Source organism: Marinomonas sp. FW-1 (assembly GCF_005222245.1).
Taxonomy (GTDB): domain Bacteria; phylum Pseudomonadota; class Gammaproteobacteria; order Pseudomonadales; family Marinomonadaceae; genus Marinomonas; species Marinomonas alcarazii.
Map to the genome: position 1 here is coordinate 2,357,434 of NZ_CP025987.1, position 26,083 is coordinate 2,383,516.

Consider the following 26,083-nt stretch of genomic DNA (forward strand, 5'->3'; position numbering starts at 1 on the left):
TAACTAAGAAGTGGCTAAAAAAATACCCCAGATTGACTTATGTAGATCTGGGGTATTTTTTAGGAGCCGTTGTATTTAGAACTTACAGTCGACCAAATTTATAAGGACTTGGATCGATAATAGGCTCTACGCCTGACATTAAGTCGGCCGCTAATTGTCCAGCCGCTGGCCCTGTTCCAAAACCATGCCCAGAAAAGCCCGTTGCTACGGTCAAACCTGGAATGGATTCAATTCGATCAATCACCGGATTAGAATCAGGAGTAACATCGATAATGCCAGCCCATGCTTCAGCAATTTCAGCCTTTTCAAAGATAGGCCAAGCCTGTCTAAGGTTGTTTAACGCTTGCTGGTTCAAGTCGGCATTGAAGTCAGGATCATTGGTTCTCACTTTTTCAAAAGGCGTGCGGCTATTTGCATTCCAACGACGAGATAACCCCAAATCTTTAAAGAAATAGCTGCCCATCGAAATATTTAAAAAACTGCGCTGAGTACGAAGTTGATCAAGATACTTATGGCCAATTAACAAATGATCAAGCGTCACCGGAGCATCCAGCTTCCCGCGCTGCGTGATGATATAACCGCCATCCTGATGTTTTCTAAAAGAGAAATCAGGCCCACCCACGGCAATGTCCGTTGGCCCTTCCATAGGTTTGGTTCGCAATACAGAGCAAATTAAAGGCAGTGTCGGAAATGAAATACCGAGATTACCCAAGAATCGCCTAGACCACGCACCGCCTGCTAGTAGCACTTGTTCACAGCGAATCGGCCCTTTTTCCGTGACCACGCCTGACACTTTTCCGCCTTCCGTCGACAAGGTTCGTACCGCGCATTGCTGAACAATAATCGCGCCTTTTTTAATCGCGGCTTTAGCGATAGCCGAAGCAGCAATAGAAGGCTCTGCGTTACCATCGGAAGGTGTATAAATACCGCCGAGCCAGTTGCCTTTACCACCAGGAACCAGTTGTTCAATTTCTTCAGGGCTAACCATCCTTGAGTCTAACGACAGCGACTCGACAGACTTTAACCAGCCTTGGTGCATGGCAAGCTGTGCTTGGTTTTTCGCCAGAAACATGATGCCAGATTGCTTATAACCAACATCTTGCCCTACTCGGCTTGGCATCTCGGCCCAAAGTCGATCTGCGGCTTGCGCTAATGGAACATCATGTAAATGACGATTGGTTTTACGAATCCAGCCTAGATTTCGTGAGGATTGTTCACCAGCCACATGACCTTTTTCCAACAGTACAACAGGAATATTGCGCTCTGCCAACGCTAACGCGGCGGTCAAACCAACAATGCCACCTCCGATAATGACAACGCTGGTTGAGTCAGGAAGCTGATCTTGGGTCTCAACCCTTTCGAGTGTTTTTGTCATAATTTTTTCCTGAAGAGTTAGGGAGGATCCGAAATTTGCTCCTCCCCTGATGCAGATTTATTAGCCGATAGAAATATTTTGAACATCAGCAGTGGACGCACCGCGATAAGCCGTCACTTCCAGCTCCACTTTATAAACCGTTGAACCCAAAGGAGGACAAGTAACGGTAGAAGCAGGATTCACGCCTTTGAATTTTTGCCCGATCGCATCCATAACCTTTGGTGTATCAGCTGGGTCTTGAATAAAGACACGAGAAACAACAATGTCCTCAAGGCAAGAATCAACGGCTTTCAAAGCCAACTCAATATTACTAAAAACTTGATCTAACTGATCAAGCACATCTTCAGGAATTTCTTTTGTTTGAGGGTTTCGACCAGCACTATTCGATACAAATATCCAATTATCTACCGACACAACACGGGAATAACTCGCTTTTTCTTCGAATATAGAATCTGTCTTTGCTTTAATTATTTTCGCCATTTTTTCTTACCTAATATTTAAAACTGATAATAATGCTTAGCGAATGGCAAACCATACCAACGCATATGGTTTGCTATTTCACTGTCTAAATAAAATATTTAATTAACGTAATGCTGGAACGTCCCAAAGATTCAGTGGGACGCCAATGCCTTTTTCAATTGCATTACGATAAACCACTGTCGCCCAAGCGACGTCTTCCACTGGCATACCGCCCACAGATAAAATAATGATCTCTTCATCGTTCTGACGAGCAGGAGAATCGCCATAGACAATTTTGCCAAGGTCTTCAAGGTCATCATGGGAAAGCTTGCCTTCTGCAATCATGTCCATGCAGCGCACACCTACAAGCGGAATCACGTTATGAGCAGGCTTAGGCACTTCCTCGTACCATGCTTCGTACAAGCCAGTGTTATCAAGGACTTTACGAACATCCTTTTGCTCCATGCCATCATCTAAACTGCAGCTCGCTGGCATCGCTAGGAAAGCACCCGGTTTTACCCATTCACGCTTAACAATTGGGTAAGTGGACGGATCCCCCACTTCGCCTGAATTACAGTAAGTAACAAGGTCTGAACCACGAACCACCGCTTCGACACTGTCTACCACGTCAATTGTGGTAACCTGTGGAAAGGTTTCTTTGACCCAGTCAATAAAGCTGTCTAGGTTTTTCTGACCACGGCCTTTGACTTTAATCGTATCCACTTGAGGGCAAGCAGCAATAAAAGCCGCTACTGTTGTTTTCCCCATCACCCCAGGGCCAAGCAGTCCTATTACTTTAGAGTCTTTACGAGCTAGATAACGCGCCCCCACACCAGGAATAGCCCCTGTTCGGTAAGCAGACAGCAAGTTAGCAGACATATACGCCAAAGGTGCTCCTGTATCGATATCATTCAGGATCATCATCAGAATAGAACGAGGCAGACCTTTCTCTCGATTGGCGATATTAGAGCCATACCATTTCACACCGGAGGTTTGGAAATTACCGCCAAGATAGGCAGGCATCGCCATTAAACGGCGATCGGCTGTTGGCTTTGGCATGGTAGGAAAAGGAGATTCATCAGGAAACGTAATCATCGCACCATGAGAGTCATTATTAGGACCCGCCATACGGTAATCACCTGTATACAAAAGCCCAAACATCTCTTCCATGGTATCCACGCAACTTGGCATATCGGTTACGCCGGCTTTAATCATGTCTGGTTCAGAAAGGTAAATAAAATCGATTTTAGTATTCTCACTCATGGTGCTGCCTATTCTAAAAATGGTTTATATTTTTATATTAATAATGATGTTTTCGAAGAATAAATAGATCCAGCAATTAAACTAAATCAATGTGTACGTTTATCACTAAAATATTAAGATCACATCGTACAAAAGAACTTATTATTAATATGGCATCAACTCCTTTTAAATAACACTCTACTTTTTTAGCATTATTTATATTGGAGAATTCAAACGCCCTCTTCTGAAAGAAGATAAAACGGAACATTTTTATCGTATCGACAAAAAAACACCATTCATATATCCCTTTAGGGACATTTGAACCCTGTTCTAGATGGAACGCAGAGGATGAGAAAGCTAAGATTTATTACTCAGCATAAATGGCTGCCCGAAGATTCGATGCAGCCATTTTGGAAAAGTTGTGAATTACAGGCGGCTGGTACCGTAAACAAATGTGCCGTTCTCAACGGACGCCTGAGGCGCTGGAACAGCGTCACCTGTTTGTGGTGACACAGGGAAAATAGCATTAATCTGCCCTGTACCAGAGCTACCAAAATACGGAGTGATCACTTCTACCTTTTGATCATAATCTGACCAACCAAGTGCACCCAACAGCATAGCGGTATCATGCATGAATCCTTCGCCATGGCCTTTTGCCGCGTATTCAGGCAGCATCTCGCAAAATGTTTTCCACTCTGCGTTCTCCCACATTTCAACGACTCGATGATCGAGACTCTCAAGAAATGGGCTCCACACTTTGGTAGAGAAATCGGGAGCCTGACCGTTCTGAGCAAAGCGATGGGACAGCGAACCGCTTGCCAAAATGGCAACCGTACCGTCGTAGTGTTTTTCAATCGCCTCACGGATAGCCCATCCCAAACGCGCTGAATCATTTAAGTAATGAACCGTTAATAGAGCTGAGACTGAAATACACTTGAAATGTTGGTCTGGATTCATATAACGCATTGGCACTAGCGCGCCGTATTCAGGCGCTAATGTCGTCGCATCATGCGCCATGGTCTCAACGCCCTGTTCATTACACACTTTAGCAATGATACGACCCAGCTCTGGGTTACCATCGAGGCTGTATGGCATATTATTAATGAAGTGTGGCAGTTCATTACTGGTATAAACCCCTTCCCAGTGTGGCGCACAATTAATGTGATAATTCGCATTTACTAACCAGTGCGTATCAAACACAACAATGGTATCCACCCCAAGCTCACGACAACGCTTAGAGATTTCAAGGTGGCCATCTATAGCCGCCTGACGAAAGCCTTTTTGAGGGCCATCAAGCTCCGAAAGATACATAGATGGCACATGTGTTATTTTTGCAGCAAGAGCTAACTTACCCATAGTAAATCTCCAAAATAGTGTTTATCTATATAACAGTTCTGGTAAGAAAAGAGCGACAGATGAAAAGACCACAATCAAGCCGAGTCGAACCATATCAGCACACCAAAATGGCGTAATGCCCTTAAAGATCGTTCCCGCTTTCACATCCTTCAATACAGCACTCAACACAAAGACATTCATCCCTACAGGCGGCGTAATAAGACTAATTTCTGTCACCACAACCACCACGATACCAAACCAGACCAAATCAAAACCTAGGCTTTGTACCAAGGGATAAAAAATAGGAACCGTCAAAAGAATCATGGATAAACTTTCAAACACCATTCCTAGCACTAAATAAATAGCGATAATAATTAAAATAACCCCAAACGCTGAAAGGTTAAAACTTTGCACAAAAGCCAATAATTCAGCGGGCAAACCGGCAATAGTAATAAAGTCCGAAAAGATTAACGCGCCAATTAATACCGAAAACAACATTGCCGTGGTTCTACCTGTATCAATTAAGGCATGAAAAATCGCCTCGACTGTCAGTGATTTACGCATTAGAGCAATTAAGAAAGCCCCTCCAGCGCCAACACCTGCGGCTTCAGAAGGAGTGAAAACACCAAGATAAATCCCTCCCATTACCACCAGAAATAAAACCAAAACACCCCAGACATTTTTCAACGCCTGTATACGTTCAGCAAGACCAGTACGCTCTGCACTTGGGCCTTTTTCTGGATGCCGCCAAACGACATATCTCACGGCCAACAGATACAGTAAAATCCCCAGTAAACCAGGCAAGAAACCAGCGGCAAACAATTCGCGTATACTGGTCTCCGTTAACAAACCATACATCAGCAAAATAACACTAGGTGGTATTAAAATACCGAGTGTAGATCCTGCCGCAATAGATGCACTGGCTAAGCCATCGCTGTAGCCATATTTTTTCATCGGCGGCATGGCGACCTTGGCCATGGTTGCAGATGTTGCCAAACTCGAACCACATATCGCCGAGAAACCACCGCAAGCCACAATCGTAGCCATGGCTAGACCGCCTTTACGATGCCCCAAAAACGCATTGGATGCTTTATACAATTCACCCGATAAATTTGCTTTCGTCACAAAGTTACCCATCAAGATGAACAACGGAATAACAGACAATCCATACTCTTGTGAGGTATCAATAATACGATTTGTCGCAAGAGATAAAGGTCCAGTCCAACGAAAATCAAACACATTATCGAAACTCAAACCTTGCAAATAACCAAAGCCAACAATACCAACCGTTCCCATAGCAAAGGCGATAGGCATTCTAAAAATGAGAATAAGCACTAGAAGAATGGCAAAGCCAAAAGCAGAAACAATCATTCAGCCACCTCCACTTTTGACATCACAGCATAAAAAGCTTTCAGCATAAGAATTGCGGCGGTAACAAACATCATGATAGAGATAAACTGGATAAAATACGCCACAGGAATATGCAAAAATTCCGTCATGACACCGCGACGTAATGACCTAGAAGCTTGAAACCAAACACGTTCTGCCACGAAGAAAAAACCAGCAGCAATCACTAAATTAATAGCTAAACCACTGATTTTCATAAACATTGCTGGCAATACACGATCAAGAATATCAACCACCACATGAGCGCTAGTAAGGGTTACGATAGGCAACTGACAAAAAACAATGATACAAAGAGCCAACTCAGTAAGCTCAGTTGTACCGTTGATAGAGTTGTTAAATACGTAACGTCCAACCACGTCAGAGCAAGTCAATATCATCAAAGCAAGCAATACGAGTGACGACACAACCTCAAGAACAAAGGCTAGCCATTTAGCTAGCCCAAATTCTTCATGGTATTTATTAACCATCGCAGATAACCACATCGCTATTCTCCATGCTTCGCTGCGTACTCATGAGCCGTATCACGAAGGTATTTCAACGCGTTACTGCCGTTATAACCTTTGTCATCCGCGGTTTTTATCCAGCTGGCGCTGGCGTCAGACAAAGTGGCTTGAACATCTTTAACGAGCTTATCATTGGCAGACAAAGTAGTGACTGTGACGCCATTTTCACGTGCCGATTCTATTCCTGCTGCATCACTTGCATCCCACGCTTTACCCGCTAGCACGGATAACACTTCCCCTGATGCATCATTAATTGCTTGTTGATCTTCTTTATCTAAATCTTCAAACACATCAGGATTCATGAACATTGAAAAGCTGCCCATGTAGAGGCCATCAGGGAAAATGGTCAAATACTGAGTGACTTCTGAAAGGCGCAAAACTTTCTGCTCTACCGCAGGTAAAAACGCACCATCAATGACGCCTTGTTGCATCATCTCGTAAACTTTTGGTGCAGGCGCGCCGACTGGTGTCACATGGAATTTTTCCGCAATGATACTTTGCACACCGCCACCGATGCGGATCTTTTTATCTTTCAGATCATCAATGGAATTGACTGGAAAATTTGAGTGAATTTGACCCGGTCCATGCGTAAATAAAGCCAGTAGTTTTAGACCATCGAATTCATTAGAGGCAGAAAAGAACTTTTCATAGGTCGTCCACAATGCGTAAGAGGCCGCTTCCGCATTAGTGCCTAGCCCTGGTTGCTCTACAACTTGGGGTAATTCAAAACGCCCTGGAACATAACCATGGTAGCTATAACTCGCGTCCACTATTCCGTCTTCAACCAAATTCCACATCGTTTTAGGGTGGCCTAAGCCATAAACGATTTCGACATTAATACGTCCGTCGGAGGCATCCGATATGGCTTTACCCCAAGCAGGAATAACCACTTGGTTCATAGGATTGGTCGGTGGAAGCCAGCTAGCAACCCGGATTGTTTCTGCAAACGTCATGGTAGACAAAGTGGCGGCTGCAGCAATAGAAAAAATCTTTTTAAGGCTCATCACGATTATCCTCTATTTATAATTATTTTAAATCGTTATTAACTCAATCAGGCTCTACTTAAAAAGAGCATGTATATTGTTCTTATTAAATTTAAGAACAGGATCCAGTTCCGTCAGTTCAAAAGATATCTGGCAATAACTGTTATCTGTGATCGGTTTCATCCATTCGCAAAAGATAGCAAATACCTTTTCTGCCACCTCTTGGCGTACTTCCATGCTTCGACCATGGCCTATTTTTAAATTCAAATTGATCAAAGCGAAGTCATCACGCCCATCCGCAACACGAAAGTGATCACAACAAATCGCCCGACTGCGCACACCACCAAGAGGAAAGTGCCCAGTTGAAACAATGTACTCATGCAGCGCTTTAAACACTGGCTGAAAATCTAAACGCTCTTCAAGATTGGCTGAATATTCAAAAACAAAATGTGGCATAAGAATGCTCCAACAAGCGCGAGGGCATCACGCCCCCGCCAATGTTTAAACTACACACCCCACTTTGGAATGTGGTGTGAGCCCATGCTGATACAAACATTCTTTGGCTCGCAGAACACTTCGAAGCTGTAGTCTCCCCCTTCTCGACCTGTACCCGACGCCTTCTTACCACCAAACGGGGTACGAAGATCACGTACGTTTTGCGAGTTTACAAACATCATGCCTGCGTCTACTTTCTGCGCGATGCGATGAACCTTACCTACGTCTTGCGTCCATAAATAAGACGCTAGGCCGTATTCATTGTCGTTCGCCATAGCGACCACATCGGCTTCATCTTCAAACGGTATCAATACCGCAACCGGTCCAAAAATTTCCTCACGGGCAATGCGCATGTCATTGGTTACATCACGGAATACGGTTGGACGAACAAAGTGACCGCCTTTCAGATGATCGGGTAACTCATCTACTGGCTTATCTGGGCCGCCTGCGATCAAGGTCGCACCCTCTTCCATACCGATACGAATGTAGCCTGTCACTTTGTCAAAGTGCTGTTGACTGATCAAAGAGCCTACTTGCGTATTCAAATCTGTCGGATCGCCAACTCTAATTTTGCTAGCTCGCTCAGCAAATTCCGTCGCGAACTTATCGTAAATGCCTTTTTGTACGAAAATACGAGAACCTGCTGTGCAACGCTCACCATTGATCGAGAAAATGCCAAACACCGCAGCGTCCATCGCGCGTTCGTAGTCGCAATCTTCAAAGATCATTACTGGTGATTTACCACCCAGCTCCATAGAAAATTTCTTTAAGCCAGCATTGGCAATAATGTGTTTACCCGTTGAAGTACCGCCAGTGAATGAGATCGCATCCACATCGTCGTTAGTAATGATGGCGTTACCTGTTGTTGCACCAAAACCATGCACAATATTGAACACACCTGGTGGCACGCCCGCTTCGATGGACAAACGACCGAGGAAATCTGTTGTCAACGGAGACAATTCAGACTGCTTCATTACCACTGTGTTACCTAACGCGAGCGCAGGTGCTGTTTTCCATGTTCCCGTCATAAAAGGTACGTTCCATGGCGAAATCAGCGCGCACACACCCGTTGGTTGGTACAGGGTGTAGTTCAACATTTGGTCGTCAACTGGGTAAGTATGACCGTTCATTTGCTTGGCTTTATCAGCGAAGAAATAGAAGTTATTCGATGAACGTGGAACCAACGCATTCAGCGTTTGGTATAGAGGTAAGCCTGTGTCAGCGGTTTCGAGGCGAGCAATTTCTTCAACATTCTCAGCGATAAGGTCGCCCAGTTTTTCAATGATTTTCGAGCGTTTTGCTACTGGCATAGCCGCCCATGCTGGAAAGGCATCTTTGGCAGCTTGAACCGCTTCAGCCACCTGCTCATCAGATGCGTGAGCCACTTCTGCCAATACTTCACCTGTAGCGGGATTAAAAGTTTGGAACGTTTCTTTGCTCTCAACCCATTTGCCGTTTATCAAGTTCTTAATCATTTTTCTTCTCTCTCCTGATAAGGAACCGAACGAGAATATCTCGACATCGATTTAGTTAACATGTTAAATAAATTAAACTTAACATGTATAGTATGTCAAGCACACTTACCAACAATGAAATGCATTTATTGAAAAAAAGACAAAGATAGAGATATGTGGAATACCTTTTGCATTAATTGACTTTTAGTGCAGATGTGAAATTATCCTTCTGTGCCCTATCAAATAACTGACAATAAACGGGAGCGCATAACATGCTAAATTCAAGCCTTTATGACACTTTGCCTTCTCTTATCAATAGCATTGGTCAACAGCAGTTTTATGATCAAGTTGCCTATTCGATTAAAGCGCTAGACCCCATCTCTAACATCAGAATTGTTAGCTATTCGAAAACAAACCACCCTGTTTTCTTAGGCGGCTACCCAATGTCAGAAATTGATGAAGTGTATTGTAAATCGGCCTACTTACTAGATCCTGTCTATGACATGATCTGCGATGATAAAGTGCAGACTGAATTCTTTACGCTGGATAGCCTGGTTAATAATGATGATTTTCGAGACTCCATTTACTACGATACCTTCTATCAACAACTAGGTTGGTGCAATGAAACAAACATTGTGATCGGCACAAACAGTGACAAGAAAATCTGCATCGTCTACTCGACAAAAGACAATGACTCGTCTGTTCAAGCGTTAAATCGAGAGTTATTCCCATGCCTCAATTCGATCAAAGCCGCCATTTTGACTCATGAACGTGTTGGTTCACAGTTACAGCTAAACCAAGTGATTGAACATGAACCCCTAGATACTCGCCGCTCTATCTTTGAAGATCACCATCTAACCAAACGAGAAAAAGAGATTGTTGAACTTATCTTAACAGGGCTATCTTCGGCTTCTATCGCAGAAAAATGCTTTGTCTCGGAAGGTACGGTTAAGAACCATCGCAAAAACATTTATCGTAAACTCAAAATAAAATCTCAGGCTGAGCTTTTCCGTAAATTCATCCAATAAATTCTGCGGTGTATTGACAAGGAAGTTTTTTTACGAAACTATACTTAACATGTTAACTACATTTGAGAATAAAAAAATGTTCCATTACAGACAAAAAGAATCAAATGAAGTGGTATTCAAAACAGCGAACGCCAGCTTTGAAATTAGATTAGATAACAGCATGCTCCCACCAACATCTGGCAGCGTGATTGGTGTCGCACTAAATAATAAAGCACTAGCTAAGTCTTTGGAGCAAGCGTTCAACGAGAAGCCGCATGTTCAGCCCCCTAAAACGCCTGTTTTACACATTAAAACGGATAATACTCATATCGGGTATGCGAGCAGCATCAAGGTACCCACTGACAAAGGCGCTGTTTATGCAGGCCCTTCGTTGGGTATCGTTATTGGCAAGACGGCAACTCGCGTCGATACCAATAACGCCTTAGATTTTATTCAAGGTTTTACGGTTGTTAACGAAGTGAGCTTAGCTGAAACCTCCTTCTACCGTCCCGCGGTAAAAGCAAAATGCCGCGATACTTTCTGCCCTATTGGCCCATGGACGGTAGACAAAACCGCAGTAAGTCATCCTAATAATTTAAGTATCAAGACCTTTATTAATGACGCATTTGTACACGAGACAAATACCGATCAATTAATCCATTCGGTGGAAGAGATTGTCAGCTACATAAGCAGTTTTATGACGCTGGAAGCAGGAGACATCATCATCGCGGGAACACCCGAGCGCACACCGGAATTAGAAATTAAACCTGGTGACAGTGTCATGATAGATATCGAAGGCGTCGGCCGTCTAGCCAATCCAGTAGAACAAGAATAGGAAGCAGTCATGAAAAGCGCTCGTATACTTTTTAACAATAAAACATTAGACGTCACCATCAACGAACAGGATCAAGTTGTTACTCAACAAGGTGACGTATTAGCAGACGGTTCATTTACATGGTTACCGCCTTGCGAAGGTAAAATGTTCGTTTTGGCGATTAACTATGCCGATCATGCCGCTGAACTCTCTTTCAAAGCACCAGAAGAGCCTTTAGTCTTTTTGAAGAATAAAAACTCCCTAATTGGTCACGATCAAAACACTTACCGCCCCGATAACGTCGATTACATGCATTATGAATGTGAATTGGTTGTGGTCATTGGCAAAGAAGCCAAAAACGTTTCCAAAGAAGACGCAATGGACTATGTCGGTGGTTACACAGTGGGCAATGACTATGCAATTCGCGACTACTTAGAAAACTACTACCGCCCTAATTTGCGCGTAAAAAGCCGTGATACTTGCACCCCAATTGGTCCATATCTCGTTGATGCCAAAGACATTAAAGACCCTCATAACTTGATGCTGCGCACTTATATTAATGGTGAACTCAAGCAAGAAGGCAACACCAAGGATTTGGTCTTTAATATTCCTCATCTTATCGCCTACTTAAGTGACATTATGACATTAACACCAGGCGATATGATCTTTACAGGCACGCCAGAAGGTCTGGCTGATGTAAAACCCGGTGACGTGGTAACCACAGAAGTAGAAGGCGTTGGCGTTTTAAAAAATACCATTATTTCTGAAACAGAATACCTAAAAACAATTTAAATTAAGGGTGTAGCATGCTTTCAAAAGACATTATTACGGCTTGCGCTAACAAGCTTAATCAAGCAGAAAAAGAACGCGTTCAAATCCGTCAAATCTCACTAGATTATCCAGATATCACGTTTGATGATGCGTACGCCATTCAACGTGAATGGGTGCGAATGAAATTAAATGAAGGTCGCAAGATAATTGGCCATAAAATTGGCTTAACATCTCGTGCGATGCAGATGAGTTCACAAATTGATGAGCCCGATTACGGCACCTTGCTTGATGACATGCTGTATTACGATGGCTGTGAAATTGAAACGGACAAATTCATTGTGCCGCGTATCGAAGTCGAATTAGCTTTTGTTTTAAAAAAGCCATTGAAAGGACCAAACTGCACGATTTTCGATGTTTATAACGCCACAGATTATGTTATTCCAGCCCTTGAGCTTATTGATGCTCGCAGTCAATCTATCGACCCAGAAAGCAAACGCCCACGCAAAGTCTTCGATACCATTGCTGATAATGCTGCCAACGCTGCGATTATCCTAGGTGGGCGACCGATCAAAATAGATGAAATGGATTTACGCTGGGCGTCTGCCATTATGCAACGCAACGGCATTATTGAAGAAACCGGTGTGGCGGCAGGCGTGCTCAACCACCCTGCCAATGGAGTTGCATGGTTAGCCAATAAATTAGCGCCATTTGACGTCGAACTTGAACCAGGACAAATCATCCTTGGCGGTTCTTTTACTCGCCCGATTGCAGCACGTAAAGGCGATACGTTCAACGTGGACTATGGCCCACTTGGCTCAGTGTCTTGTCATTTTGCTTAGTCGTACCATTTTGCTTAGGAGATAGACATGGCTGCCCCTAAAAATACCTTTAAAGCGGCTCTCAAAAACCAACAGCCACAGATTGGTCTGTGGCTTGGCTTAGCCAACAACTACACAGCTGAACTTATTGCCAGTGCGGGGTTTGATTGGCTTTTAATTGACGGTGAACACGCACCAAATACCTTGCAAACTATGGTAGGTCAATTACAAGCTATCTCGCCCTATCATAGTCACCCTATCGTCAGGCCAGCCTGGGCTGACCATGTCGCACTCAAGCAAATACTTGATCTTGGCGTGCAAACTGTCCTAGCACCCATGGTAGATAATGCTGAGCAAGCGCTGGAGATAGTCAAAGCAACACGCTACCCACCTGCTGGTATTCGTGGAGTCGGCAGTGCATTAGCACGTGCTTCACAATTCAATCGAACACCTGACTATTTGACGACAGCGAACGAAGAAATCTGTGTACTGGTTCAAATTGAATCTCTGCGAGCCGTCGAAGAACTGGATAATATTCTTGCTGTAGATGGGGTCGACGGCGTCTTTATTGGACCTGCTGACCTAAGCGCATCACTGGGCTACATCGGCCAGCCAAATCATCCTGAAGTGGTGAAAGTGATAGAGCAAAGCATTGCGAAAATTGTTGCTGCGGGCAAGGCGCCAGGCATTTTAATGGCAGACAAGGTGCAAGCAAAACATTACTTGTCACTCGGCGCATTATTTGTCGCTGTTGGCAGTGATACGGGTTTACTTATGAACAGTACTAAAGCTTTGGTGAATGAGTTCAAGCCTGAACAAAATTCCCATGAAGAAGCAACAGCATCCGTCTATTAAGTGCTGGTTGTTATCTGAGTATGTCTGCCTCCCAGTTAACATACTCAGATATTTGATCTTGGATCACCCTTAGTTTGCCCAGCATGATATTTATTCGCATGCTGGGCTTTTTTTTATTATGACGTTGAGCAAAAAATCTCTTTTAATATTTCTATACTGTATTCTTAAGAGCCTGCAAAAAAACGCACTAAAAACAAATCTACCACGACAATAATAGAAGCTAATTTAATGAAAAAAGAATGGATCCCCAACATCACTATTGGCCAAGACTATGATGTCGCCTACAAAGACGCCACGATTCATTTTGATGTACTTGGAAAAATGGCGGACTTCTTTGGTCGTGATATGCCAATGCATTTGCATGCAGAATACTGTCAAATACATCTTATTTTGTCAGGGAAAACGTTATTTAATATCGAGCAAAATGTTTATGAAACGGAAGGCTGTGCTGCGTTTTACACGCCACCAGCTACACCACACGCTTTTTTAACTGAACCTACCGCACCAGGTTATGTCATCACCATTCATAACACTCATTTACAAAGAATCATGGCTGAACTGAATGCTTACAGTAATCACAACTCATTACTGATGCCATTTCATCTAGATCGTAACAAAGACACCAACTCTAACCCGCTGCATTGGGAGCAATTATTAAACCTATTCAAAATGCTCAAGCTTGAATGGAACCAATCCTCTCTGTTTCAACAAGAAGGCATTGAATCCATTGTGAAACTGATCTTAATTAGCATGTTAAGACTGGCAGGCGCAGAGCAGCCCAAAAAACAACACAACCAAAGTGAAATCCTTTGTTTTAGAGAATTTAGTTCATTGCTTGAGCGTCATTTTTTAACGGAAAAGCAGATCCAATTTTATTGTGACTCTTTAAACATAAATGAAAGCAGATTGAATTATTTATGTAACAAGATAACGAAACTCAGCCCAAAGAAATTGATCAATGGACGAATTCTGCTTGAAGCTAAACGCCTATTATCTCACACCAATAAAAACCTCACCGAAATCGCGTACACCTTAGGTTATCTTGACCCTTCCTATTTCTCACGTTTCTTTATCAAAAATACCGGCATGAGCCCTTCCGACTTTAGAAAGCATCACAGAAAAGAGCAATAACCCAAACACACTTTATAAAGGGCTGTAAAAAACACTGAGTAAATTTTAGATAACCGTTTTATCAGATTTATAACGAAATAATACTTAACATGTTAATAAAATTACTATAACTTATTCCTACTAAAAACACGGTTTACCACAACAAAAAACTCTCATTCATTATCATTAGGTACATCAATGTCCAAGCACACCATAACAAAACAGCATTTAACTACACAGTCAGCGCTACTGCTTTGTTGTGCTGCGGTCGATCAAGCTGAACAGCTTGGTATCAATATATGCATTACCATTGTGTGTTCTTCTGGTCGAGTTTTAGCCAATGTCGCCATGAATCATTCGCCATTGTTATCTCAAGCCATTGCGCATAAAAAAGCCCTAACCGCTGTATCGTTCGGTATACCGACTAAAGACTGGCAAAGCAAACTCGCAGAAAGAAACAACACCTTACTCGCCTTGCAAAGTGAACCCGATTTCACCTATTTAGGGGGTGGATTACCTATTTTTCTTGATAATTGTCTGGTGGGTGCAATTGGTATTTCGGGCGGCAGTGAACAGCAAGATATTGACTGTGCGAACGCAGCAATCACCAACCTAGTCTAACTAAAACAGCGGATTAAAATAGGAGTTTCTATGACCTCGGTTTTGAGCAAATTAACCATCCCATTGCTTGGCTATTTGGTCGCGTTTGGGCCGCTTTCTATCGATATGTATTTGCCAAGTTTACCAGCCATAGCCAACAGCCTAGGAACTACGGATCAATTAATACAAACAACGATCACAGTGTTTTTGCTTGGAATGGCAATCGGCATGCTCATTTTTGGCCCTCTGTCAGATATGCTAGGCCGCAAACGTTTACTCCTAATAGGAATAGGCTTTTATTTTTTGAGTAGTATTGGTTGCGCCATGGCATCGACAGGCGAGAGCCTGATTTTGTTTCGCTTCTTACAATCATTAGGTGGGGCTGCAGCGGCCGTTCTTGGTAGAGCGTTAGTGAGAGATTTGTATGAACTGAAGCGAGCAGCCAATATCCTTTCGCACATGCATATCATCTCCATGATGGTCATGCTGGTATCGCCCATACTTGGGGCTTACATTGTGAGCTATTTTGAGTGGCGTTGGATTTTTTACTTCTTAGCTTTGTTCTCAATGCTAGCTTTTATTGGCAGCGCACTCTTGTTACCAGAAACAAAGTCCAACTCAAGCATAAAACCGAGCATCAGCCATTACTTCAACAACTACATTGACTGCCTATGCTCACCATTGTTGATCCAATATGTACTGACCAACGCCTTTTCATTCGCCGGTATGTTTGCCTTCATCGCAACATCCGCATTTGTGTACATAGAATACTTTCAACTGTCAGAAACCCATTATGCGATGCTTTTTTCTGCCAATATTGTCGCCATCATTATCGCCACCTTACTCAACTCGTATCTCAGTAAACGCTATAGCGTCAGTGTCGCATTAAATGTAGCAGTTGCTATCTCTTTTATGGCGACACTGATCATTTGGGGAATGTATGGCTTTAACAGCACACCAATTCTGTTATTTGTCATTGCTACCATGCTTTATATCAGTGTCACTGGTGCGATCGGCGCCAACAGCTTAGCCACCTTATTTGACCTGTTACCAGAAAAAGCCGGCACAGTGTCTGGGCTTTTAGTAGCGGCGCAATTTGCGATGGGAAGCTTCATTAGCTATGTGGCGAGTTTATTGTTCGATGGCACACCAGCAAGCCTTTTAATCATCATGGCCTGCTGTGGCACTTTGTGTTCATTACTATATATGAGCACAAAAATACGTCGTTAATATTGCGCTCTAAGCATCCAGTAAATTCGTAACACATCTTAAGAGGTGCTGCTGAACCTTTACTAGACCCTCTTCAATTTCTTGAATGGCGCTATTGATCTGATTAATAAGTGATTCAGCCCCATCGTAATCGTGCCTTGGTGTCTTCTTCAGCAAGCTTTCACCAAGCTCAAACAGACGATATAGCGGTGCTTCAATAGCTTTAAAGGCGTCATGATCTCGATAGCTAAAATCATTATCGTCGCCATGGATATACCACTGTGCAAATACAGTTTTGTTTATATCCAGCGCGTCATTATTAACATGCTCTGTACATAACCACTGTGAAATCCACGCATCTTTTATATTCATCAATTCAAACAATGAGGTCGACCCATGCCCATACAGCATCGCTTTATAGGCCGCTGAAATAATGAGCTCAGAGCTAACGTTGGTTTTGACCATGCTTGACTGGATATTAACGGAATGCTCATGATGCGAATTAATGGCTTCGTTTAGCACCTGAATACGTCGATCCACTTCTGCCGTTGTGGTTTGAATGCGCTGCACCAATGTCGAGATTTCATCACTGGACTCTCTTGCGCGACTTGCCAAACCTCTAACTTCATCAGCAACAACGGCAAAGCCTCGACCATATTCGCCAGCACGAGCCGCTTCAATAGCGGCATTAAGCGCTAGCAAGTTAGTCTGCTCAGATATTTTATTGATGACACCAGCGAAGCTATCAATTTCCGTCGCTAAGCTTCGCAAGGTTAGCACCTCTTCTAAGCTTTTTTCTGCGTCTTCAGACATGAGCTTGGTAGCATCACAAAGCCTATTCAGCTCCAAATTACTTTTTTGGTTTTCGCTTTTAACCTCTTCTACTTTACTCATTGGCTCAAACAGCTCTTCAGATACCTGATTTACCATTTGTGTAACAGGCACTAAAAGCCCCGTCATGCCATTTAATAAATTCTTCGTAAAATCTAAGCCATCTGCTGTGCTTCCTTGAGAAGATAACTGTTCTTCTAACACCCTTATTTTAACGTCCTTTTCATCCACCAAATCCTGCAGCTGATGATTTTTAGTTTCTAATGATAAAATAACGTTTTTTTGTTCTGTTATTATTTTTGAGTTTTTAAAAGACAACATAGCTACTTCCATAAAAAGGGCTTCAACCTAAATTGAAGCCCTGTGAATATTAATGATTAAGCTACACGACGCTTTTCTCTAATTTTGCTATAAGTAAACACAAAAATGGATAAAAGAGTCACACTAAATAAAGCCAAAGCAATTGGTCGATCTAAAAAGACATCAAAACTGCCATTAGACACACCTAACGCCTGACGCATTCGATTTAAGAACACAGGTCCCAAAACCAACCCCAATATAATAGGAACGGCAGGAATGTTATTCCGTTTCATAATATAGCCAACCACCGAGAACCCGAGTGCAATAAAAGCATCCGTAAACTGATAATTCTGACTGTAAGCGCCTAAGAAACCGAGAACAAAAATAAGTGCTCCAATGAAACGACCACGAATTCGAGTAATGTTTACAATAAAGCGAGAGGCAAAAGTTAGGTATATGAATATAAAAATATTCATCACGAACAATGCCACATACAGACCGGAAATAAACTCAGGATGCTCAGTAAACAATCTTGGACCTGGCGTATAGTTATGAACTATAAATACCGACAGAAGCATCGCCATTAAAGCATCAGCAGGAATACCAAATGCCAACAAAGGAACCAAGACAGACGCTGTTACAGCATTATTTGACGTTTCTGAAGCGACAATGCCCGCCTCAGCGCCTTTACCAAATTCATCAGGATTCTTTGAGAATTTCTGCGCCAAAGTATAGGAAAAGAACTGGGACCCAAACTCGCCAACGCCTGGCAACAATCCCATCACCACGCCTAAAATTGCCGAACGGATCGCTGTCACTTTATTGCGCATAAGCACGACAAAACCTTCAAAACGTCCCGATCCCTCTAATTTCGTTTTGAATGAATCATTACCTTTTGCAGAAATCAGTACATACGCTTGCGACATAGCAAACAGGCCAATTACGGCAGGCACTAATGGCACCCCAGCTAACAGCCAAGGTTGATCAAAAGTGTAAACCTGAGTATTAAAAGACCGATCAATACCGACCGAACCTAAAAACATACCAAGACCAATCATTGCCGCTGCTTCAAGGGCATACTTATTGTGCGCCAGCACAACAAAAACCATCCCAAGTAAAGCCAGCATGGCAAATTCAGCACTGCCAAATAGCGTTGCGACCTGAGACAAGGTGGGAGCAAAAAACACCAACGATAGAACGCTGATAATTCCACCAAAAAATGAAGACGTATAAGCAATAGACAATGCCTTTTTGCCTTCCCCTCGTTTGGCCATGGGATAACCATCATAAGTGGTGAGAACAGCCACCGGCGTTCCTGGTGTATTCATTAGTATTGCGGGGATAGCGCCGCCATACCAAGCACCGCCATAAACTCCCAACAATAAAGTCACACCAAACAATGGCTCCATTGTAAAAGTTAAAGGCAGCAATATGGCCATCACACCAGCAGGCTCTAACCCGGGAATAGAGCCAATCGTGACACCGATAAGTGCACCAAGAATAACAGCCCATATAACGCCGTTACCAAATACTTCATTGATACCTAATGCTATTAAATCCATAAAAATCTCTAAAAGTATTTATTCATAAACCAAAGGGTTTCACCACTGAATAGCTTTTCATATAAAGCTACGTCTGGAATCCAGATATTCACCCCAACTCTAAAAATTAGGACAATTAATGCGACAGCAATAAAGGTGTTCAATACCCAGATTGGTGATATCAATCGACTTAGCCAGACAATAGACAATACAAAAAGCATGGTTGATAAAGTAAAACCAATAATCGTAATTGAGTTGACATAAACAAAGAAAAGGATGCCTGTAATAAAGACCATTCGGTAATAACCTAGGCTTTCAACAAAACTTTCCAGTAAGCTTTTTTCGCCCTCTATCGGCCTAATGACGAGCAAGAGTTTGATAAAGGAAAAGAAAGCCAATATGCCCAAACCAAATAAAGGCGCAACATAAGGCTGGGTATACCAACCGTGATCGCGTTTAATTTCCACGGTATGACTTTGGTAAGTAAAAATTAAACAAATACTAATAATGGTAATAAACAGAAAAAACAGCTTGGATTTACGATGCTCATATTCCATTTCCATCCCCCTCTTTTTTACTCACAACGGTATTAGAGATAGGCACAATCAAAACAGGCACGGTCGTATTATGGATAACTTTCTGAGCGGTTGAACCTAGAAACATTCGAGACAATGCATTAACACGCCTATCTCCCATTACAACCATACTGGCATCAACATCTTTTATCGTATCGACAATTTTTTTGGCAGGGTCACCAAAACGAACCACAACTTCAATGCTGTCTTCGTTAAACTCAATATCACTCAACTCTTCAGCGACGAAATTATGGATTCGCTGCTTCATGTAAGCTCGTAACTCGTCTTTTAGTGATTCCAAATGGGCATCATGCGCCTTCTTCAATTTGAATCCGACAAAAGAGTCATCATTACCACGGTGAAACTGATCAGAAACATGCAGGAAAAAAATCTTGCCGTCAGTGCTAGCCGCCTGTTCCAAAGCTGCACGCAGTACGACCCGACTTCCCTTTTCTAAATCAGAGGCATATAAAATATTTCGCATTTATGGACTCCAAGAGGCCTTATTAACAATGTCAAAAGCAAAACAAAGAAGAGGCAAAACAGACGAAAATAGATAACGACATGAATGCTGAAATCGGAACCAAACAGGCAGCCGAAGCAGAGTTCATGGGTTATAAATGAACACGTTAAATCTGTTTTTTACAAAGCAGTGGAGAGTGCAGTAGTCATACAAGAGTTTGCAGAAATATAGCCATATAATTATGGCTATATTTCTGTATAAGAACTTACTTCGCTCGGTTTACAACCTTACGAACCGTATTCTCTAACAACCCTTCCATACCAAATTCGACGCCCAATCCAGAAGACTTATTACCGCCAAAAGGGACGTGAGGTAGCACTTCAGCATGGTTGTTTACCCAGACCGTTCCTGAATCAAGTTGATCAACAACCCAATCAAGCTCAGCACAAGGCTCACCCCAAACAGAACCACCTAAAGCAAACTCTTCATGAATAGCTTTCGACATAACCTCGTTAAGATCATCGTAAGGAATAACAGGAAGCACCGGACCAAATTGTTCATGACAAACCACATCAATACTGTGTTGTGGATCTTTAATAATAGTAGGAGCAATAAAATAACCATCTAAACCAGACGGTAGTTCTGCGGCAATAACCTCTGCTCCAGATTCACGAGCATCAGCAATCATGGCTTTCACCTTTTCATACTGATTCGCGTTTTGAACGGGTCCAAAGGTCACACCTTCTTGCATACCATTGCCAACAACTTGTGCCGCTGCTATTTTCACTAAAGCATCGCATAAGGCTTCATATTTTGAACGGTGGACATAGAGGCGTTTCAAACAAGCACATGTTTGCCCCATGTTGACAAAAGAGGTCATGAAAATCTTTTCAGCAATTTTCTCAACATTGGCGTTTTCCAAAACAATCCCAGCGTCATTACCACCCAGCTCCAGCGTTACCTTTTTCAGGTCACCTGCAACCAAAGAGGCAATACGCTTACCTACTGGTGTTGAACCAGTAAAGACCACTTTTTTAACATCAGGATGTGACACTAAAGGCTCACCTACTTCTCTTTCACCGATAACACACTGCACTAAGTCGGGTACTGTGTGTTCATTAATAATATCCACTAAACGAAGGGTATTAATGGGTGTCAAAGAAGAAGGCTTAATTACCACACTATTGCCCGCACGAAGGGCTGGCATAATATGCCAAATGGCAATCATTAAAGGCCAGTTCCACGGTGTGATGGATGCGACAACACCAATAGGCATTCGATGCACCTCAACACGACGCTCTTCACTGTCTTCCAGCACTTCTGGTTCGAGCTTTAAATCGGCATTATAGTGTGTCCAACCAACAGCGCCGCCGACTTCAAACTGAGCAAGAAACAATGGCTTGCCCTGCTCAGCTGTGATGATTTCAGCCAACTCAGGCGCCGCAGCCTCAATAGCATTGGCCACATTATGTAAGGCCGCGGTGCGCTCTTCGTGAGATTTCGCACTCCACTGTTTAAAAGCCACTTTAGCTTTTTCAACAGCATGGTTTACATCATCTGATGTTGAAGTCTGAATCGATTTATAGGTTTGTTTCGTCGCTGGGTTGATAATATCTAAAGCCATGTTTCCACCATTCTTTTTTTTATTTTGAGCCATTCACAGGATGCGCAAAAAATAAATCGCTATTTGGTTTCAGCAATTAATTTTTTTGCATTTTCAAAGTCAACTTCGATCAATTTCTGTGCATTTTTCGAATTTGTCCAATACACACTCGCACCGGTGTTTTCTTGTAATTTCAACACGTCAGGCGACTGAAGAGCGGTCTCTGCAATCTCTGCGATTTTGTCGATAATCGGTTGAGGAGTGCCTTTTTTCACAAACAAACCATTCCATAAGGTTTGAGAGATTCCCGCCACCTCATTCAAAGTGGGTACATCAGGTAAAATAGACAAACGTTGGTACGTAAAAGACGTTAAAACCTTCACGTCTTTTGAATCTAAACAAGGAAGGATCTGTTGTGTCGTTGTATTGATAACATCCGCATCACCATTTGCTAATGCAGAACAATCTAATGCATCAAAAGCCGAATCAGAGGCAAATTCAAAACCTAGTTTTTTCGCGGCCTGAAACGTAACGGCAGTTGGCGTTGCTTCATAACCAAAGTGGCCTAGAGACACATCATGTGTCTTCGCATACTCTGCCAATTCGGGCAATGTACTGTATGGCGCATCGGATTTAACCGCCAAAACAAAAGGGTAATCTAGAAAAATGCCAACGGGAACAAAGGCATCTGCAGCATATGGAGCATTGCCACCCACAACCTGACTGGTTACTAAGTCGACCACAAAAGAGCCAATAACACTGCCATCAGGACGAGATTGTGCAACGGTCGTTGCACCAAGCACGCCACCGCCACCAGGTTTGTTCACCACAGTCGCTGGCACACCGGTTTCTTTCGACATTTTTTCAGCAATAACACGAGTCAAAACATCTTCCAAGTCTCCAGGTGGGAATGGAACGATGAACTTAACGGGGCGATTCGGATAGTTTGCCGCGTAGGTTGCCGTAGTAGCTAATGTGGAGATCACCAAGGTTGAAGCGGCCAGCGCTTTTAGAGCAAAAGATATTTGTTTTATCATTTTATAGTTCCTTTTTAGTAATACAGATCAAACCTACACTCTCGACCAGCCAGCTTCTATGTCCCGATAGGGATATTTTTTCCTCTATCGTTTTACAATTTGAGTTGGCCTTACGTTGAAACCTGTGCATCTTTGCCTAATCGTATATTTGTTATTTTGTGAACTTGAGCTGCACCAAACTAGTTAACATGTTCATTAAATTCAAGTGTTTTTTTACTCTTGATTGCATTTTTCATAAATAACTAAAAAGTCATTCCTTCGTTTCTTTCTAGAAAAGTCCTAAGTTTTGCCTGAAAAACACATTCCTTAAAAACCTTCAAATATCAATACTGTAAAAACTTGATATAAAAAAAATAAGAGGACACAACAAATGAAACGCCAAAACCCATTGCTAGAAGAGTTACAAAAAGTATTACCTAATATCGCTAAAAACGCAGAAGAAGCAGAAAATCTTAGAAAAGTACCTGAAGAAAATATTGAGTTACTCAAAAAAATAGGATTGCACAAAGCGTTTTTACCAAAAGTGTATGGCGGTTATGAGATATCTCTTCCAGAGTTTGGTGACTGTATTGCTGCACTTGCTGGTGCTTGTGCAAGTACCGCTTGGGCGTTTAGCTTGCTCTGCACCCACAGCCACCAAATAGCCTTATTTCCCAAACAAGCACAGGACGATGTTTGGAAAGACGATCCTGATATGTTAGCCAGCAGCAGTATTGCTCCTTTCGGCAAATATCATGAAACCGATGGCGGAGTCATTTTTAGCGGAGATATGCGCTGGAGCAGCGGCTGCGAGCATGCCCAATGGGCGCTTTGTGGTTTTCTAAGAGAAAATAAAGAAGGCACAAAGGATCACTGCTTCGCACTGATTCCTGCGACCGATTACAGCATCGACGATGACTGGTATTCAGCAGCCATGAAAGGCAGCGGCACTAAAACACTGGTCATACGTGACAAATTTGTACCAGAACACAGAATCCAAAAAGCCAAAGATATGATGGAAGGAAAGTCTGGCGGTTTTGGTCTATACCCAGACAGTAAGATTTTTTACGCCCCTTACCGACCTTACTTTGCATCGGGGTTCTCGGCCATCAGCTTAGGCATTGCGGAGCGCATGCTAGAAACATTTAAAGAAGTGACTCAAGGTCGAATTCGAGCCTATACAGGTGCCAAAGTTGGGACCGCTACTCCAGCGCTATTGCGCATTGCAGAATCCACTCATCAAGTTATGGCTGCTCGTGCTTTTCTTGAGAAAACGTGGGATGAACACGCCGAATACGCTGAAGCACACCAATACCCTGATCGAGCAAAACTGGCTGAATGGCGCACCAATCAAGCTTATGTAGTGAAAATGTGCATTGATGCGGTCGATCGTTTATTCAGCAGCATGGGCGCAAGTCACTGGTACCTGGATAAAGAAGCACAGCGTCTATTCCGCGATAGTCACATCACAGGCGCCCACGCCTATACCGATTACGACGTTTGCGCACAAATCTTTGGGCGTGAATTGATGGGCTTAGAACCCGATCCATCTCTACTTTAATATCCGCTTTAAAGAGTCAGATCCCTTTACTTTTAAAGGATCTGACTGCTTTTAAAAAATAAATAGATAAGAACAAGAGAGAATATTATGAGCTTCGACCCTAAAGAATTCCGCCGCTGCCTTGGCAATTTCGCCACAGGCGTTACCGTTATTACCGCAAAATCTGCCGATGGCACCCAAGTTGGCGTAACGGCCAACAGCTTTAACTCCGTATCGCTTGACCCGCCACTTATACTGTGGAGCATTGTCAAAACATCAAGCAGTTATGCCGTATTTGAAAATGCAGATCATTTTTCCGTTAATATTTTAGCGGCAGATCAAATCGATTTATCGAACAATTTCGCGAAACCAAGCGAGGATAAATTTGCCAATATCGAGACGCGAAATGGTGTTGGTGGCGCACCACTATTAACGAATACCGCCGCTAACTTTCAATGCGAAAAATACCAAGTTATCGACGGTGGTGACCACTGGATCATGATTGGCAAAGTCGTTGCATTTGAAAACTTTGGCCGCGCGCCGCTACTTTACGTACAAGGCAGTTATGCAGGGGCGATTCCTTTTACAGGGGCCAAAACACCTGCTCAAAATGTTGCCTCAGATAAAACACTGGCCCGTTTGCATGACAGTGCAATTTACCTTATGCATAAAGTGTTACAAAAAGTTCAAGAGAACTATTTGCCAAAGCAATCTTCTACTGGCCTAAGCACGAGTGAAGCTCGATTGCTACTCGTCTTAAGTGACACCGCAGGTATCACCATTGATGATTTGACTAATTTAGTAACCATTCCATCCGTGGATGTCATTGATGGAGTTGAAAGTCTAAAAGGCTTTGGTCTGATTAACAGTGACCTTGAACTTACAGACAAAGGCGAAGAAATGGCTGAACGCCTATGGGCCATCTCAAATCAGCAGCAATCCGATATCTTTGCCAACCTCAAAGAAGACGAATTAAACAGTTTTAAACAGCAGTTACATCAATTACTAAAACAACTGTCTTAATTCACAAAGCTCATAGACCTTTACGACATACATAAAAAATCCCCTCGTGGGATTTTTTTATGTATGTATAATACCTTCCTAATTAACAAGTTAAGTTATTGATTGCAGCAATGATCCCCACCCCACATGATTGCCTTTGCCATCTTAGACTGTACACTTTTAGCAACCGTTACCCATAAAAATATCAGCATCGCGAAATCGTCACAGAGACCCATGCGCCAGCATTCTCTTTAGAAAACGCATTTGATACTTTAAGGTAATATTTTTCGGAATGAATGAGATTACATGAAAAGATTAGAAGACTCCCTGACACTGCAATTATTAAGAGCACGTGAATCATCCATGACTTTTTTTAGACCAGTACTACAAAAAGCAGGCTTTACCGAGCAACAGTGGCGAGTCTTACGTGTTTTAAATGATCATGAAGAATTAGAAGCAAAACAACTGGCGCATTTGTGTTGTATTCTTAGCCCGAGTTTGACCCGCATTATTACGCGCTTTGAAGACGATGGTTTTATAAAACGCAAAAAATCCCCTACGGATCAGCGCATCTCATTGCTTTCACTCACCCCTAAAGCAAATAAAATTGTCAAAGAATTCCGCCCGGAAGTGGATGCCGCTTACCAACGACTCAAAGACAAATTGGGAGAAGATAAGCTTAAAGAGCTCAGTCGACTGTTGAGCGATATTATTGCGTTAGAGAGCTAATATTTTTTATTAAACATAAGCTTATGGTCACATGGATCTTCATCGT

26 protein-coding genes are annotated in these 26,083 nt (G+C 42.7%); 11 read left to right on the forward strand and 15 right to left on the reverse strand.

What is annotated here, in order from left to right:
• Positions 1-82: 82 nt before the first annotated feature.
• From C1X04_RS11065 to hpaE, 9 genes are all read right to left on the reverse strand, one after another.
• Complete coding sequence (locus C1X04_RS11065; RefSeq protein ID WP_110573256.1) at positions 83-1,375, reverse strand: FAD-binding oxidoreductase; 1,293 nt, start codon at positions 1,373-1,375, stop codon at positions 83-85.
• Between the two features lie 60 nt (positions 1,376-1,435).
• Positions 1,436-1,855 carry a Rid family hydrolase gene (locus C1X04_RS11070; protein WP_110573258.1) on the reverse strand — a complete coding sequence of 140 codons (420 nt, stop codon included), beginning with the start codon at positions 1,853-1,855 and terminating at the stop codon, positions 1,436-1,438.
• 102 nt (positions 1,856-1,957) lie between these two features.
• Positions 1,958-3,097: a tyramine oxidase subunit B gene (locus tag C1X04_RS11075; RefSeq protein ID WP_137169940.1), complete on the reverse strand. Its 1,140-nt coding sequence runs from the start codon at positions 3,095-3,097 to the stop codon at positions 1,958-1,960.
• 405 nt (positions 3,098-3,502) lie between these two features.
• Positions 3,503-4,432: a 3,4-dihydroxyphenylacetate 2,3-dioxygenase gene (hpaD, locus tag C1X04_RS11080; RefSeq protein ID WP_110573262.1), complete on the reverse strand. Its 930-nt coding sequence runs from the start codon at positions 4,430-4,432 to the stop codon at positions 3,503-3,505.
• A 21-nt stretch (positions 4,433-4,453) separates the two neighbouring features.
• On the reverse strand, positions 4,454-5,782 hold the full coding sequence (locus C1X04_RS11085) for a TRAP transporter large permease (RefSeq protein WP_137169941.1): 1,329 nt from the start codon (positions 5,780-5,782) through the stop codon (positions 4,454-4,456).
• On the reverse strand, positions 5,779-6,300 hold the full coding sequence (locus tag C1X04_RS11090; RefSeq protein ID WP_137169942.1) for a TRAP transporter small permease: 522 nt from the start codon (positions 6,298-6,300) through the stop codon (positions 5,779-5,781). Before C1X04_RS11090 ends, C1X04_RS11085 begins: the two co-directional genes overlap by 4 nt.
• 2 nt (positions 6,301-6,302) lie before the next feature.
• On the reverse strand, positions 6,303-7,325 hold the full coding sequence (locus C1X04_RS11095) for a TRAP transporter substrate-binding protein (RefSeq protein WP_137169943.1): 1,023 nt from the start codon (positions 7,323-7,325) through the stop codon (positions 6,303-6,305).
• A gap of 54 nt (positions 7,326-7,379) precedes the next feature.
• On the reverse strand, positions 7,380-7,760 hold the full coding sequence (locus tag C1X04_RS11100; protein ID WP_110573270.1) for a 5-carboxymethyl-2-hydroxymuconate Delta-isomerase: 381 nt from the start codon (positions 7,758-7,760) through the stop codon (positions 7,380-7,382).
• 50 nt (positions 7,761-7,810) lie between these two features.
• A complete protein-coding gene (hpaE, locus tag C1X04_RS11105) occupies positions 7,811-9,274 on the reverse strand; it encodes a 5-carboxymethyl-2-hydroxymuconate semialdehyde dehydrogenase (RefSeq protein ID WP_110573272.1) in 1,464 nt (487 codons plus the stop codon).
• Between the two features lie 251 nt (positions 9,275-9,525).
• Between hpaE and C1X04_RS11110 the strand changes: the two genes are divergently transcribed.
• From C1X04_RS11110 to C1X04_RS11145, 8 genes are all read left to right on the forward strand, one after another.
• Complete coding sequence (locus tag C1X04_RS11110) at positions 9,526-10,281, forward strand: helix-turn-helix transcriptional regulator (RefSeq protein WP_137169944.1); 756 nt, start codon at positions 9,526-9,528, stop codon at positions 10,279-10,281.
• A gap of 76 nt (positions 10,282-10,357) precedes the next feature.
• On the forward strand, positions 10,358-11,095 hold the full coding sequence (locus C1X04_RS11115; RefSeq protein WP_137169945.1) for a fumarylacetoacetate hydrolase family protein: 738 nt from the start codon (positions 10,358-10,360) through the stop codon (positions 11,093-11,095).
• A 9-nt stretch (positions 11,096-11,104) separates the two neighbouring features.
• Positions 11,105-11,866, forward strand: a complete 762-nt coding sequence (locus C1X04_RS11120) for a fumarylacetoacetate hydrolase family protein (RefSeq protein ID WP_137169946.1) — start codon at positions 11,105-11,107, stop codon at positions 11,864-11,866.
• A gap of 14 nt (positions 11,867-11,880) precedes the next feature.
• Positions 11,881-12,684 carry a 2-oxo-hept-4-ene-1,7-dioate hydratase gene (gene hpaH, locus C1X04_RS11125; protein ID WP_137169947.1) on the forward strand — a complete coding sequence of 268 codons (804 nt, stop codon included), beginning with the start codon at positions 11,881-11,883 and terminating at the stop codon, positions 12,682-12,684.
• A 27-nt stretch (positions 12,685-12,711) separates the two neighbouring features.
• Positions 12,712-13,518: a 4-hydroxy-2-oxoheptanedioate aldolase gene (hpaI, locus tag C1X04_RS11130; protein ID WP_110573280.1), complete on the forward strand. Its 807-nt coding sequence runs from the start codon at positions 12,712-12,714 to the stop codon at positions 13,516-13,518.
• A gap of 228 nt (positions 13,519-13,746) precedes the next feature.
• Positions 13,747-14,649, forward strand: a complete 903-nt coding sequence (locus C1X04_RS11135; RefSeq protein WP_137169948.1) for a helix-turn-helix domain-containing protein — start codon at positions 13,747-13,749, stop codon at positions 14,647-14,649.
• A 177-nt stretch (positions 14,650-14,826) separates the two neighbouring features.
• Positions 14,827-15,249 carry a heme-binding protein gene (locus tag C1X04_RS11140; protein ID WP_137169949.1) on the forward strand — a complete coding sequence of 141 codons (423 nt, stop codon included), beginning with the start codon at positions 14,827-14,829 and terminating at the stop codon, positions 15,247-15,249.
• A gap of 30 nt (positions 15,250-15,279) precedes the next feature.
• Positions 15,280-16,458, forward strand: coding sequence for a multidrug effflux MFS transporter (locus C1X04_RS11145; protein WP_137169950.1), 1,179 nt, complete (start codon positions 15,280-15,282; stop codon positions 16,456-16,458).
• 9 nt (positions 16,459-16,467) lie between these two features.
• Here the strand turns inward: C1X04_RS11145 and C1X04_RS18780 are convergent, their stop codons facing one another.
• From C1X04_RS18780 to C1X04_RS11175, 6 genes are all read right to left on the reverse strand, one after another.
• Positions 16,468-17,589, reverse strand: a complete 1,122-nt coding sequence (locus C1X04_RS18780; RefSeq protein ID WP_302628588.1) for a methyl-accepting chemotaxis protein — start codon at positions 17,587-17,589, stop codon at positions 16,468-16,470.
• 56 nt (positions 17,590-17,645) lie between these two features.
• Complete coding sequence (locus tag C1X04_RS11155) at positions 17,646-19,130, reverse strand: tripartite tricarboxylate transporter permease (protein ID WP_137169952.1); 1,485 nt, start codon at positions 19,128-19,130, stop codon at positions 17,646-17,648.
• An 8-nt stretch (positions 19,131-19,138) separates the two neighbouring features.
• A complete protein-coding gene (locus tag C1X04_RS11160) occupies positions 19,139-19,666 on the reverse strand; it encodes a hypothetical protein (RefSeq protein WP_137169953.1) in 528 nt (175 codons plus the stop codon).
• Positions 19,656-20,168 carry a universal stress protein gene (locus tag C1X04_RS11165; RefSeq protein WP_137169954.1) on the reverse strand — a complete coding sequence of 171 codons (513 nt, stop codon included), beginning with the start codon at positions 20,166-20,168 and terminating at the stop codon, positions 19,656-19,658. The genes C1X04_RS11160 and C1X04_RS11165 overlap by 11 nt, the downstream gene beginning before the upstream one ends.
• A 244-nt stretch (positions 20,169-20,412) precedes the next feature.
• Positions 20,413-21,771 carry an aldehyde dehydrogenase family protein gene (locus tag C1X04_RS11170; RefSeq protein ID WP_137169955.1) on the reverse strand — a complete coding sequence of 453 codons (1,359 nt, stop codon included), beginning with the start codon at positions 21,769-21,771 and terminating at the stop codon, positions 20,413-20,415.
• Positions 21,772-21,830: 59 nt separating this feature from the next.
• Complete coding sequence (locus tag C1X04_RS11175; RefSeq protein ID WP_137169956.1) at positions 21,831-22,787, reverse strand: tripartite tricarboxylate transporter substrate binding protein; 957 nt, start codon at positions 22,785-22,787, stop codon at positions 21,831-21,833.
• A gap of 370 nt (positions 22,788-23,157) precedes the next feature.
• On the opposite strand from C1X04_RS11175, the gene C1X04_RS11180 reads away from it, so the two are divergent.
• The 3 genes from C1X04_RS11180 to hpaR all read left to right on the forward strand — a co-directional run bounded on the left by C1X04_RS11180 (position 23,158) and on the right by hpaR (position 26,037).
• A complete protein-coding gene (locus C1X04_RS11180) occupies positions 23,158-24,327 on the forward strand; it encodes a p-hydroxyphenylacetate 3-hydroxylase oxygenase component (RefSeq protein ID WP_137169957.1) in 1,170 nt (389 codons plus the stop codon).
• Positions 24,328-24,414: 87 nt separating this feature from the next.
• Positions 24,415-25,329, forward strand: a complete 915-nt coding sequence (locus C1X04_RS11185; RefSeq protein ID WP_110573309.1) for a p-hydroxyphenylacetate 3-hydroxylase reductase component — start codon at positions 24,415-24,417, stop codon at positions 25,327-25,329.
• 285 nt (positions 25,330-25,614) lie between these two features.
• A complete protein-coding gene (gene hpaR, locus C1X04_RS11190; protein WP_110573311.1) occupies positions 25,615-26,037 on the forward strand; it encodes a homoprotocatechuate degradation operon regulator HpaR in 423 nt (140 codons plus the stop codon).
• Positions 26,038-26,083 lie beyond the last annotated feature (46 nt).

What these genes read in the sequence shown, in the direction of transcription:
- C1X04_RS11065 (WP_110573256.1), bottom strand. Translation starts at nt 1,375, where the DNA reads ATGACAAAAACACTCGAAAGGGTTGAGACCCAAGATCAGCTTCCTGAC.
- C1X04_RS11070 (WP_110573258.1), bottom strand. Translation starts at nt 1,855, where the DNA reads ATGGCGAAAATAATTAAAGCAAAGACAGATTCTATATTCGAAGAAAAA.
- C1X04_RS11075 (WP_137169940.1), bottom strand. Translation starts at nt 3,097, where the DNA reads ATGAGTGAGAATACTAAAATCGATTTTATTTACCTTTCTGAACCAGAC.
- hpaD (WP_110573262.1), bottom strand. Translation starts at nt 4,432, where the DNA reads ATGGGTAAGTTAGCTCTTGCTGCAAAAATAACACATGTGCCATCTATG.
- C1X04_RS11085 (WP_137169941.1), bottom strand. Translation starts at nt 5,782, where the DNA reads ATGATTGTTTCTGCTTTTGGCTTTGCCATTCTTCTAGTGCTTATTCTC.
- C1X04_RS11090 (WP_137169942.1), bottom strand. Translation starts at nt 6,300, where the DNA reads ATGTGGTTATCTGCGATGGTTAATAAATACCATGAAGAATTTGGGCTA.
- C1X04_RS11095 (WP_137169943.1), bottom strand. Translation starts at nt 7,325, where the DNA reads ATGAGCCTTAAAAAGATTTTTTCTATTGCTGCAGCCGCCACTTTGTCT.
- C1X04_RS11100 (WP_110573270.1), bottom strand. Translation starts at nt 7,760, where the DNA reads ATGCCACATTTTGTTTTTGAATATTCAGCCAATCTTGAAGAGCGTTTA.
- hpaE (WP_110573272.1), bottom strand. Translation starts at nt 9,274, where the DNA reads ATGATTAAGAACTTGATAAACGGCAAATGGGTTGAGAGCAAAGAAACG.
- C1X04_RS11110 (WP_137169944.1), top strand. Translation starts at nt 9,526, where the DNA reads ATGCTAAATTCAAGCCTTTATGACACTTTGCCTTCTCTTATCAATAGC.
- C1X04_RS11115 (WP_137169945.1), top strand. Translation starts at nt 10,358, where the DNA reads ATGTTCCATTACAGACAAAAAGAATCAAATGAAGTGGTATTCAAAACA.
- C1X04_RS11120 (WP_137169946.1), top strand. Translation starts at nt 11,105, where the DNA reads ATGAAAAGCGCTCGTATACTTTTTAACAATAAAACATTAGACGTCACC.
- hpaH (WP_137169947.1), top strand. Translation starts at nt 11,881, where the DNA reads ATGCTTTCAAAAGACATTATTACGGCTTGCGCTAACAAGCTTAATCAA.
- hpaI (WP_110573280.1), top strand. Translation starts at nt 12,712, where the DNA reads ATGGCTGCCCCTAAAAATACCTTTAAAGCGGCTCTCAAAAACCAACAG.
- C1X04_RS11135 (WP_137169948.1), top strand. Translation starts at nt 13,747, where the DNA reads ATGAAAAAAGAATGGATCCCCAACATCACTATTGGCCAAGACTATGAT.
- C1X04_RS11140 (WP_137169949.1), top strand. Translation starts at nt 14,827, where the DNA reads ATGTCCAAGCACACCATAACAAAACAGCATTTAACTACACAGTCAGCG.
- C1X04_RS11145 (WP_137169950.1), top strand. Translation starts at nt 15,280, where the DNA reads ATGACCTCGGTTTTGAGCAAATTAACCATCCCATTGCTTGGCTATTTG.
- C1X04_RS18780 (WP_302628588.1), bottom strand. Translation starts at nt 17,589, where the DNA reads ATGTTGTCTTTTAAAAACTCAAAAATAATAACAGAACAAAAAAACGTT.
- C1X04_RS11155 (WP_137169952.1), bottom strand. Translation starts at nt 19,130, where the DNA reads ATGGATTTAATAGCATTAGGTATCAATGAAGTATTTGGTAACGGCGTT.
- C1X04_RS11160 (WP_137169953.1), bottom strand. Translation starts at nt 19,666, where the DNA reads ATGGAATATGAGCATCGTAAATCCAAGCTGTTTTTTCTGTTTATTACC.
- C1X04_RS11165 (WP_137169954.1), bottom strand. Translation starts at nt 20,168, where the DNA reads ATGCGAAATATTTTATATGCCTCTGATTTAGAAAAGGGAAGTCGGGTC.
- C1X04_RS11170 (WP_137169955.1), bottom strand. Translation starts at nt 21,771, where the DNA reads ATGGCTTTAGATATTATCAACCCAGCGACGAAACAAACCTATAAATCG.
- C1X04_RS11175 (WP_137169956.1), bottom strand. Translation starts at nt 22,787, where the DNA reads ATGATAAAACAAATATCTTTTGCTCTAAAAGCGCTGGCCGCTTCAACC.
- C1X04_RS11180 (WP_137169957.1), top strand. Translation starts at nt 23,158, where the DNA reads ATGAAACGCCAAAACCCATTGCTAGAAGAGTTACAAAAAGTATTACCT.
- C1X04_RS11185 (WP_110573309.1), top strand. Translation starts at nt 24,415, where the DNA reads ATGAGCTTCGACCCTAAAGAATTCCGCCGCTGCCTTGGCAATTTCGCC.
- hpaR (WP_110573311.1), top strand. Translation starts at nt 25,615, where the DNA reads ATGAAAAGATTAGAAGACTCCCTGACACTGCAATTATTAAGAGCACGT.